Annotated in this window: 11 protein-coding genes and 1 pseudogene; 8 read left to right on the top strand and 4 right to left on the bottom strand. The window is 66.6% G+C overall.

The window, feature by feature from the left end; all coding sequences use genetic code 11:
* Positions 1-177: 177 nt before the first annotated feature.
* From MUO23_13570 to pheT, 5 genes are all read left to right on the top strand, one after another.
* Positions 178-870: a methylated-DNA--[protein]-cysteine S-methyltransferase gene (locus MUO23_13570; protein MCJ7513978.1), complete on the top strand. Its 693-nt coding sequence runs from the start codon at positions 178-180 to the stop codon at positions 868-870.
* Positions 871-918: 48 nt separating this feature from the next.
* Entirely contained in the window at positions 919-1,827 is a 909-nt protein-coding gene (locus MUO23_13565; GenBank protein MCJ7513977.1) for a DMT family transporter, read from the top strand.
* 513 nt (positions 1,828-2,340) lie between these two features.
* A complete protein-coding gene (pheS, locus tag MUO23_13560; GenBank protein ID MCJ7513976.1) occupies positions 2,341-3,366 on the top strand; it encodes a phenylalanine--tRNA ligase subunit alpha in 1,026 nt (341 codons plus the stop codon).
* Between the two features lie 11 nt (positions 3,367-3,377).
* Positions 3,378-3,767, top strand: a complete 390-nt coding sequence (locus MUO23_13555) for a hypothetical protein (GenBank protein ID MCJ7513975.1) — start codon at positions 3,378-3,380, stop codon at positions 3,765-3,767.
* Between the two features lie 13 nt (positions 3,768-3,780).
* Complete coding sequence (pheT, locus tag MUO23_13550; protein ID MCJ7513974.1) at positions 3,781-6,312, top strand: phenylalanine--tRNA ligase subunit beta; 2,532 nt, start codon at positions 3,781-3,783, stop codon at positions 6,310-6,312.
* Positions 6,313-6,443: 131 nt separating this feature from the next.
* Here the strand turns inward: pheT and MUO23_13545 are convergent, their stop codons facing one another.
* Positions 6,444-7,061, bottom strand: a complete 618-nt coding sequence (locus MUO23_13545) for a GAF domain-containing protein (protein MCJ7513973.1) — start codon at positions 7,059-7,061, stop codon at positions 6,444-6,446.
* A 163-nt stretch (positions 7,062-7,224) separates the two neighbouring features.
* Positions 7,225-7,326, bottom strand: a pseudogene (locus tag MUO23_13540) (cold shock domain-containing protein).
* 253 nt (positions 7,327-7,579) lie between these two features.
* Between MUO23_13540 and MUO23_13535 the strand changes: the two are divergent.
* Genes MUO23_13535 through MUO23_13525 form a run of 3 tightly spaced genes read left to right on the top strand, consistent with a single transcriptional unit; the run spans position 7,580 to position 9,277 of the window.
* A complete protein-coding gene (locus MUO23_13535; GenBank protein MCJ7513972.1) occupies positions 7,580-8,005 on the top strand; it encodes a nucleoside 2-deoxyribosyltransferase in 426 nt (141 codons plus the stop codon).
* A 2-nt stretch (positions 8,006-8,007) separates the two neighbouring features.
* The gene (locus tag MUO23_13530) at positions 8,008-8,643 is read left to right on the top strand and encodes a GNAT family N-acetyltransferase (GenBank protein ID MCJ7513971.1); all 636 of its coding nucleotides are present in this window, start codon (positions 8,008-8,010) and stop codon (positions 8,641-8,643) included.
* Positions 8,636-9,277 carry an MBL fold metallo-hydrolase gene (locus tag MUO23_13525; GenBank protein MCJ7513970.1) on the top strand — a complete coding sequence of 214 codons (642 nt, stop codon included), beginning with the start codon at positions 8,636-8,638 and terminating at the stop codon, positions 9,275-9,277. Before MUO23_13530 ends, MUO23_13525 begins: the two co-directional genes overlap by 8 nt.
* Positions 9,278-9,552: 275 nt before the next feature.
* On the opposite strand, the gene MUO23_13520 is transcribed toward MUO23_13525, so the two are convergent.
* The gene (locus MUO23_13520; protein ID MCJ7513969.1) at positions 9,553-9,816 is read right to left on the bottom strand and encodes a NifU family protein; all 264 of its coding nucleotides are present in this window, start codon (positions 9,814-9,816) and stop codon (positions 9,553-9,555) included.
* Between the two features lie 26 nt (positions 9,817-9,842).
* On the bottom strand, positions 9,843-10,370 hold a 528-nt coding region (locus tag MUO23_13515), incomplete at its 5' end, for a cyclic nucleotide-binding domain-containing protein (GenBank protein MCJ7513968.1).

Genomic DNA, 10,370 nt, shown 5'->3' with positions numbered 1-10,370 from the left:
GGCTGCCGCCACGCCAGCGAGAAGCGCTGATCCTGCGCAAGTATCAGGGCCTGGACTACGCGACCATCGCCGCCATCCAGAAGAATTCGGCGGAGGCGGCGCGCGCCAACGTATACCAGGCCCTGCGTCGGCTGCGGAAGAGGCTGCAAGACAATGAGCAGCCAGGGAGACTTTGAGATGAGCACGATGTCGCAGACTGAGTCACAGCGGGAAATCTGGTTGGGAGACCGGGAGGGCCTCGAAGGTGCCGACTCCCTGCTGGTCGCGCTCGACAGAGTGTTGGGCGCTGCTCCCGGCCCAGCGGTCACCCAGCGAGCCGTCGAACAGGTACGGGAGCGCCTGGCGGCGGGCCGCAGCCCGGTGTACTACGACGTCCTGCCCGACACGCCCATCGGTCCGGTGTATGTCTTGGTCGGGGCGGGGGGTCTGGCGGCGGTGGAGATCGGCGGAACCGAGGCCGGCTTCGTGGCCCAGTTGCGGCGGAAGGGAGGGGGAGAGGTGATTCGCTCTGGCGAGCGAGCGAGGCAGGTCACAGCCCAGATCGAGGAGTACTTCCGCGGGGAGCGGGAGGTCTTCGACTGCCCGGTGGATCTGTCGCAGGTCACGAGCTTCCACCGCCAGGTCCTGCTGGCAGCCGCGCGCATTCCGCGCGGCAGCGTGATGACCTATGGCGGCCTGGCGCGGGCGCTGGGCAAGCCCCGCGCCGCCCGGGCGGTCGGCCGCGCGTTGGCGACCAATCCGGTGCCGCTGGTCATCCCATGTCATCGAGTCATCGCCAGCGACGGCTCGCTCGGCGGGTATTCTGCCAGCGACGGCGTGTCCACCAAGCTCCGGCTCCTGCGCTTCGAAGGCGCTCCGGTGGCAGGGTGAAGTCAGAGTAGAATTATCCGATATCGAAGGTGAGGAAGGGAGCAGCGCATGCGGCCGAGAGAATGGGGGGCCTTCGTCGGCCTCGGGCTGATCTGGGGCTCGTCGTTCCTGTGGATCAAGGTGGCCATTGCCGATGTCGGTCCGCTGACCTTGGTCAGCTGGCGGCTGCTCTTCGGGCTGGCAGGCCTGGCGGCCGTGGTGGCCTGGCGACGCCCCCCCTTCCCCCGCGACCGGCGGCTGTGGATCTGGATGGCCGTGATTGGGATCACCAATACCCTGCTCCCGTTCGCCTTGATCTCCTGGGGGGAGCAATACATCGACTCGGGGGTGGCGGCGATTCTGAATGGGACCGTGCCGCTGTTCACCATGGTGATCGCCCATCTGTTCTTGAGCGATGACCGCATGACCCTGCCCCGGCTGGTGGGCTTGGCGGTCGGCTTCGTCGGCGTGATCGTGTTGATGGGGCACGATCTTGATCTCGCCAGGCTGAAGGGCAGCGCCCTGGGCCAGACGGCCGTGCTGCTGGCGGCGGTGTCCTATGCCTCCAGCGCCGTGTTGGCGCGGCGCAAGCTGCGGGGCATCAACCCGCTGGCCCAGGCCTTCGTGCCGGTCCTCTCGGCCGCCAGCCTGGCCTGGGCGATGGCAGCGGTGACCGAGCGGGGCGGGCCGCCCTCGCTGCCGATCACCTGGTTCGCCCTCGCCTGGCTCGGACTGCTGGGCTCGTGCGTCGCTTATCTGCTGTACTTCTTCCTGCTGCACAACATCGGCCCTACACGGACAACGCTTGTCACCTACATCTTCCCGGTCGTGGGTCTGGTCCTGGGGGTGGTGTTCTTGGATGAGGCCCTGGACCTGGGGCTGGCCATCGGAGCCTTGCTGATCGTAGCCGGGATCGGCGTGGTCAACATTCGCCCCCGGCGCGGCTCGGTGCCGACCGAGGTGCCGGCAAAGGTCTGAGGCTGCCTGGGCAGCCCGCTGTGCGCATCGTGACCCAGCCGTGGGGTCTTGGGTCCAGCCTGTGGCGAGCTAGGGCTGCGGCCCCACCGGCCTCGGGGGCCAAGGTTCGCAGATTCCCCCAGGGCGAAGGAAACCCAGGCGCCTGCCGGTTGACACGCGTCGAGTTTGATGGATAATGGCGGAAATCGAGCGATCAAAGGCGGAGACGGAGGAAAGTAGGCCGGCGGAGATCGACAGGGAGGCTGGGACGAGACTGGAATCCCGGCCCGATGGAATCCGGCCGAAGTTCCCTTCTGAGCTGCCCGGGGGAACGCCCCAGCGGGGCTAGTAGTTCGGGCCGGAGCCCTCCCGTTAGCGCAGGGACCGGATGATCGGCGCTGGGATTGTCCGGAGTGAGAGGGCCTGTCGCCAGGCCAAGAAGGGTGGTACCGCGGGTTCGCCAACCCGCCCCTTGCCGGGGCGGGTTTGTTGTTGGCGGGCGCGATCGGCGGCGGTGCCCACGAGGAGGAGCGGATGTTGGAACAGCTTGAAGCGATCCTACAGGCGGGAACGCAGGCTCTGGTTAAGACCGAGGATGAGGCCGGGCTGCAGGCCTGGCGGGTGAAGCACCTGGGCCGCGCCTCTGCCTTGAGCCAAGTCCTGGATGGCCTAAGAAGTCTGCCGCGGGAGCAGCGACCCGCCGTGGGCAAACGCGCCAATGAGGTAAAAAAAGCCTTGGAGTCAGCCTATGCCAGGAAGGAGGCGGGCTTGCAGGCGGCGTCGGTCGAGCGCGCCTTGCTGCACGAACGGGTTGACATCAGCCTGCCGGGGAGACGGGTGGCCCTGGGGCGGCTGCACCCGGCCACCCAGACCCTGCTGCAAATCTACGCCATCTGGCAGGACATGGGCTTCCAGGTGTACCGCTCGCGCGATGTCGAGACCGAGGCCTACAACTTCGAGCTGCTCAACATCCCGGCGCATCACCCGGCGCGGGATCTGTGGGACACCTTCTACACCACAACGCCCGGGATCCTGCTGCGCACCCATACCTCGCCGGGGCAGATCCATGTCATGCGCCAGCGGGCGCCGGAGCCGATCCGGGTTATCCTGCCAGGAATGTGTTATCGCTATGAACAGATCTCCGCCCGCTCCGAGATCCAATTCAACCAGGTGGAGGGGCTGGCCGTTGGGGAGGGCATCACCTTCGCCGACCTGAAGGGAACGTTGAACGCCTTTGCCCGGCGGATGTTCGGCGAGCAGGTGCAGACTCGATTCCGCGCGGCCCATTTTCCCTTCACTGAGCCCTCAGCGGAGATGGACATCGAGTGCTTCGTGTGCGGCGGGGCGGGGTGCCCGGTGTGCAAACACACCGGGTGGCTGGAGATCCTCGGCAGCGGCATGGTTCATCCCACCGTGCTGTTGAACGGCGGCTATGATCCGCAGCGCTTCACCGGCTTCGCCTTCGGAATGGGGCCGGAGCGTCTGACGATGCTGAAGCACCGGATCGAAGATATTCGCTACTTCTGGGCCAACGACCTTCGGTTCTTGGAGCAGTTCTAAAGGAGGGCAGCATGACAACACCGGACGCACACGATGATTCTCTCAAGGCTGAGTTGAACGCGCTTGGGGAGAACTTGCAGCGCGCCATCCGGACCGTATGGGAGAGCGACGACCGCAAGCGGCTCCAGGCAGACGTGGAAAGCGGGCTGGAGGCGGCGCTGCAGCATCTGCGCGGTGAAGTGCAGGAGTTCAAGGACAGCGACACCGGCAAACGCCTGAAGACAGACTTGCAGTCGCTCGAAAGCGACTTGCGATCGGACGAAACCGCGGCGCGCATGCGCCAGGAGATCCTGCGTGTGCTGCATGGTCTGAATGAGGACCTTGAACGGGCGGCGCGCCCGCCGGCGGGCGGGAGCAGTGACCCCGGAGATCCCTCGCCCGGACCCGGCGCAGGCGGCTGAAGGAGGCGTTGGCGTGAAGGTACCGATATCCTGGCTCAAGGACTTTGTCGACATCGACCTGCCCATCGAGGTGCTGGCGCAGCGCCTGACCCTCGCCGGCCTCGAGGTCGAGGAGATCCGATTTGCCGGGCTTCCGCTGCCCGCGGCGGAATCCCGACCCGGAACCAAGATCAGCGGCCTGGCCTGGGACCCGGCGACGATTGTGGTCGGTGCCATCCTGGAAGTCATGCCCCACCCTAACGCCGATCGGCTGGTGCTGTGCCGTCTTCTGGACGGGGAGCGGGAGCACACCGTGCTGACCGGCGCCCCCAACCTGTTCCCGTTCAAAGGTCAGGGACCGCTGCCCGAACCGATCCGGGTGGCCTATGCCCGCGAAGGGGCGCGCCTGTACGACGGACACAAATCCGGCTGGGAATTGATGACACTCAAGCGCAGCAAGATCCGCGGGGTTGATTCGTACTCGATGGCCTGCTCCGAGAAGGAGCTGGGGATTTCGGAGGACCACGAAGGCATCATCTTCCTGGACGCCGACGCGCCGACAGGCATGCCGCTAGTCGAGTACATGGGCGACGCCGTGCTGGATATCGCCATCACGCCCAACATGGCGCGCAACGCCAGCATCCTGGGAGTCGCCCGCGAGGTGGCTGCCCTCACGGGAAAACCGCTCAAGCAGCCGTCCTACGAGGTCGCCTGGACCGGCGCTCCGATCGCCGGTCGATGCAGCCTCGACATCCGAGAACCGGATCTCAATCCGCGTTTCGTGCTGGGGCTAATTGAGGGCGTTGAGCCCAGGCCCAGCCCGTTCTGGGTACAGCGGCGGCTGCGTCTAGCGGGCATGCGGCCGATCAATGCCATCGTCGACGGGACGAACTACGTCATGCTGGAGCTCGGGCAGCCGCTACACGCCTTTGACTACGACGTTCTGCTGGCTCGGTCAGGGGGCGGGCCACCGGAGATTCACATCCGGCGGGCCCAGGCCGGTGAACTGCTGCGCACGCTGGACGGCGAGGCTCGTCGGCTGGAGGACTTCACGGTCTTGGTCGCCGACATCGCCGGGCCGCTCTCGATCGCCGGGGTAATGGGCGGCAGTGAGTCGGAGGTCAGCCCGGAGACCCGGCGGGTGCTGCTGGAGGGAGCGTGCTGGGAGTTCATCAATATCCGGAGGACACTGGCCTCGCAGAAGGTCAGTTCGGAAGCCGGCTACCGGTTCTCGCGGGGGGTCCATCCGGCGATGGCCGAACGCGGCGTGCTGCGCGGCCTGGAATGGATGCGCCGCTGGACCGGTGGGATTGTGGCCCAGGGCCTCGTGGACTCCTACCCGCGCCCGGTCCAGGCTGAGCCGGTGCGCGTGACCCCGGCTGACGTGGAGCGCTGGCTCGGGATCCGGCTCTCGGCGTCCGAGATCGCCGACCTCCTCGAGCGGCTCGAGTTCGAGGTCCGCCTCGAGACCGGGGCCGTCGCCGTCCACCCTCCCGACCACCGGTTGGACATCGGCAGCGGGGTTGTCGGCCTGGCGGATCTAATGGAAGAGATCGGGCGGATGGTTGGGTACGATCGCATCCCGGAGACACTGATCCGCGATCGGCTCCCGGCGCAGCGAGGCGCTCCCGACATCGAAGGCGAAGAACGGCTGCGCCAGACGATGGCCCGCCTGGGACTGCAGGAAGCGGTCACCTACCGGTTGACCTCCCCCGAGCGCGAGGCGCGGCTGCGGCTGGCTCCAACTGGAGAGGAGCCTGCCTACGTGCACCTGGCCAATCCGATCGCGGCCGATCGCACCGTCCTGCGCCGACAGATCCTGCCGGGCTTGATGGAGGCGATCGAGCGCAACGCACGCCTGCGCGAACGGATCACGCTGTTTGAGATCGGACCGGTCTTCCTGCCCTCCAACGGGCAGCCCCTGCCCGAAGAGGTGATGCGGCTGGCGGTTGTGATGACCGGCCGGCGCGCCCTGCCGGGTTGGCAGCCGGGGGATCCGGGCACGTTGGACTTTTTCGACCTGAAGGGCGTCATCGAGCAGCTGATGTCCGAGCTACACGTGCAGGCGCCGACGTTCCAGCCGGCGCAGGTGGAGCCCTACCTTCCCGGCAAGTGCGCCGCCCTGGCAGTTGGCGAGGCGGTCGTGGGCTGGATGGGCGAGCTGCATCCCATCTTCATGCAGCGCTACGCCTTGGCGGGTTCGCCGGTCCTGGCTGCGGAGTTCGACCTTCCGGGTGTGTTGGACGCCATGCAGCTGCGGCAAGATCTGGTGCCGGTCTCTGCCTTCCCGCCCGTCCTGGAGGACCTGGCGGTCGTCGTCGATGACTCGCTGCCAGCGGCCCGGGTCGAAGGGGTGATCCGAACGGCGGCCGGCAGCCTGCTGGAGGGGATTCAACTGTTCGATGTGTATCAGGGAGAGCAGATCGGGGCCGGCCAGAAGAGCCTGGCTTATTCCCTGGTGTACCGATCCGGCCAACGTACGCTAACGGATGAGGAAGTGCGCGGCGTGCGCCAGCGGATCGTCCAGGCACTGAGGGAGGAGCTGGGGGCGAGCCTGCGTCAGTAAGCCGTGCGGGCGTGAACGGCGCGGCGCCGGGCTGGTAACTCCGCCAGGGCCCTCCCGGGTGGAGGCAGGCAAAGCGAGATGCGGGCGCTTCCCCGCATCTCGTCGCGTTCAACCTCGGATGGGATAAGCGCCTAGGCGGAGGCCGCGGACTCGGCGTACTTCTCGGCACGGGCGAGGGCAATCGAGGCCAGCAGCGCCACGAGCTGCAGGAGCTCCAGATCCTGGGGGGTGAAGTCGCGGTCGGACGACTTATTGATCGCCTCAATCACTCCTAGGACTTTGTCGCCCTCATGGAGCGGAACGCAGGCCAGGGATCGAGTAAGAAAGCCGAACGTCTCATCGACGGCAGAATAGAACCGGGGATCCAGATGGACATCGCGCACGACATCCGGTTGCCGGTTGGCCGCTACCCAGCCGGCGATACCCTTGCCGGGCGGGATGCGGAATCCGGTCAGCTGGCTGCGCGCCTGGCCATGGACGACGGCGAACACTAGGTCGCCGTTCTGATCGTCCAGCAGCAGCAGCGATCCGTCGCTGGCGCCGACAACGGTCAGGGCTGAGGCCAGGATCTCATTGAGCAAGGAGAGCACGTCCTGCTCGGGATGGAGTTTCTCCAGGATCGCCTGCAGCGCGCACAGGGCGCGCACAGAGGCCTGGGCCACGATCAACTCGCCCTTGAGCTCGCGGTTCTCTTCACGCAGACGGACGACTTCCGCCTGCAGGAAACGGAAGGTGTCGGAGGTGTCCATGGCGTCCCTCGATGGTGGGCATCATAGCACGCCGGCCGGCGCGGGACAACGCTGCCGGAGATGAGAACGCCCCGCAGGAGCGGGGCGTCGGGATGGGTGCCTGTGTGAGCCGGAGCTGCATGGGCAGAACGATCGATACCTGGTTGCCCTCGGAGCCGGCCTCGACGGTGAACTCCACCACCTGCCCGGCCTCGAGCTTCGGGAATCCGTCCATCTGGGCGGATGAGAACTGGGCGAAGATAGCCTCGCCTCCCTGCTGGCCGATGAAGCCGGAGCCCTTGAGGGCGTTGAATCACTTCACCGTTCCCCGACGCCGTTCCGCCATTGCTCGCCTCCTACAGAAAGTCTGAGGGCGCAGCCCGACGACCGGACATGACAATGCCGCCGGGCAGGATGCCGGGCGGCAGGGGAAAGCATCGGATCCGGCGGCGGCGAGCGGGCGGGGCATGGTATCATGCCGCCACGGCGCCTCCAAGACGGGCAACTGAGGCCGAGCCTGCCGATCGCGGAAGGTCACCATGAACGTGTACTTCTCCTGCTCCCTGACCGGGGGACGCGACCACGAAACGACCTACGGGCAGATCGTCGATCACCTGCTCGCACAGGGGCACGCGGTGCCGACGGCTCATCTGGCACGGCCGGAGGTCATGCAACTCGAGCGGGTGATCAACCCGGCGGAGGTCTATCAGCGTGACATCGCCTGGATCGACGGCTGCCAGGCGCTTGTGGCGGAGGTCAGCACGCCCTCCCACGGAGTCGGCTATGAGATCGCCTATGCGCTGAGCCTGGGAAAGCCGGTACTGTGCTGCTACCGCGAGGGCGAACGGGTGTCCAAGATGATCACCGGCAACGACTCCGTCGGATTGACGGTTCGCAGCTACGGTGACGTCCATGAAGTGCTGCGCCTTGTGGATGAGTTCGTAGTAGCTTGCGGCCGGAGGTAGCCGTGCCTGCGCCCAAGCCTCTCGCTCCGCCCGCCGCCGAACCCAGCCTCGAGTTGCGGCTGGTCACACCGGAGCGCTGGCGGGATATCGAGACACTGTTTGGCCCCCGCGGGGCTTGCGCCGGCTGCTGGTGCATGTGGTGGCGCCTGAGCCGGGCGGACTTCGACGCCAACCAAGGGGACGCCAACCGACGGGCCTTCAAGCGGCTGGTGTCGGCCGGAACTGTGCCCGGGCTGATGGCCTACAGCGACGGCCAGCCGGCCGGCTGGTGCTGCATCGGGCCGCGCACGGAGTTCCCCGCGCTCGATCGGTCGCGGGTGTTGGCCCGGATCGATGACCAGCCCGTGTGGTCGATCGTGTGCTTCTACATCGGCCGCAGGCACCGCCACCAAGGCCTGTCTTCCCGCTTAGCGCAGGCCGCCGTCGACTACGCCCGGGCCTGCGGCGCCTCGATCGTCGAAGCCTATCCGATCGACACCGCCTCGCCCGCCTACCCCGACGCCTACGCCTACACCGGGCTGGTGCCGACGTTCACCCGGATTGGATTCGCTGAAGTTGTGCGACGGTCGGCCTCGCGGCCGATCATGCGCTACCTGATCGAGCAGCCCGAGAGGGGGGAAGGAGCGATGAATGGATAGCATGCAGCCGGCGCTGTTGCAGCAACTCCACTGGTACGGACACGACTCATTCCGCCTAGACAGGCCGTTGGTGGTCTATTTGGATCCCTGGAGGCTCCCGCCAGGGGCTCCGCCAGCCGACTTGATCCTGGTGACGCACGATCATCACGACCACTGCTCGCCGGAGGACGTTGCCGTCATCCGCCGCCCGAAGACGCGGCTGGTGGCCAACTCGTCGGCGGCGAGCAAGCTCTCGCCGCCTGTGACGGTTGTCCGGCCCGGGGACAGCCTCACCGTGGGCGAGGTCAAGATCGAGGTGGTCCCGGCGTACAACGTCGACAAGGCCTTTCATCCAAAGGAGGCCGGGCATGTTGGCTTCGTGCTGGAACTCCTTGGCGAGCGGTTGTACTTCGCCGGCGACACCGACGTCATCCCCGAAATGAGCGAGATCCGTTGCGACGTCGCCCTGCTTCCGGTGAGCGGTGTATATGTGATGACGGTGGAGCAGGCCGTGGAGGCCGCACGTCAGATCCGCCCGAGGGTCGCCGTCCCGATGCACTACGGGGCCGGTGTCGCCGGGGCGCCCGAAGACGCCCAGCGCTTTGCCGAGACCGCCTCCGTGCCTGTGGTGGTCTTGCAGCTGGAAGGCGCCTGAGGCCGGTTTCGGCCCCAAGTGCGGGCCGAGGTCGACAGGACAAGTCCTGCGCCCCCCGACGGGGGCGTACTTGCGCCGCGTGCCGGCTCGCGGGTAGCGAGGCCGCGAGCTGGGCAGGATCACAGGTTCAGCCGAGGTGCCCGGGCTCGGCCGAAGCACGCCGCCTCGGGCTGGATTGGCCGAGGCGGCTTGTGCCCTTCCTGAGAGGTTGACGGGCTCCAGGATGCTTGGATGCGGAGCTCACGCCCGGGGCCGAGCTCCGGGGCTAGAGCGACTCACACCGCTTCGATGCGTTCAATCTCCGGGAAGAACTGGCGAACCGTCCCCTCCACCCAGCCGTGCAGCGTGGTCTCCGAGAGACGGCAAGTGGAACAGGCTCCGCCCAGTTCGACGCGCAGCACCTTCCCATCGAAATCGACAAGCCGGACCCAACCGCCGTGATAGTGTTCGATGTAGGAGCTGACGACTTCCAGCAAGGCGGTAAGGCGCTGGTCGGCGGGTATCTCGTCGGAGTGGGTGTGCGGGCGCACCTCGTTCATGCAAACCTCCTGCCTCAGGATCGAGCCTATCCCCTGGGCTTCATGCTCAGGCGCAAGAGATCGACCACCTGGCTGTGGGTGCTGTCGAGGCGATCGGCGATCACTTGAGCCAGGCGCTCGAGGATCGTCACCCCGGTCTCTGGATGCAGTTCACACAACTTGCGCAGCGCCTCGCCGCGCAGACTGAACGTCTGGCAATCATCGAGCCCAATGGCCGATGACGTGTAGGCTCGGCGGCCGAGGGCTGAGGACCATCCGAACACTCCGCCCGGTTCGATCTCAGCGACCGAGAGCAGGTCCCCATCGTGCGGCTTGAACAGGATGGCGACCCGGCCAGAAAGAAGTACGTATAGACGATCTGCCGGATCGCCCTGGTTGAAGAGCGTCTCGCCGCTGGAGAACATCCTGACCTCGCCAAGCCGAGCTACGTGCTCGATCTGCTCGCGGGTCATACCCTCAAAGAGGGGGAGGGAGGCTAGTGCCTCTGCGTCCAGATGGTGCATTGGCCGGGTCCCTTTCAGTCTACAAACGTAAGGATAGCACACGAAGTGTGC

It is taken from the genome of Anaerolineales bacterium (genome assembly GCA_022866145.1).
GTDB lineage: Bacteria > Chloroflexota > Anaerolineae > Anaerolineales > E44-bin32 > PFL42.
This window is presented reverse-complemented; position numbering and strand designations above follow the sequence as displayed.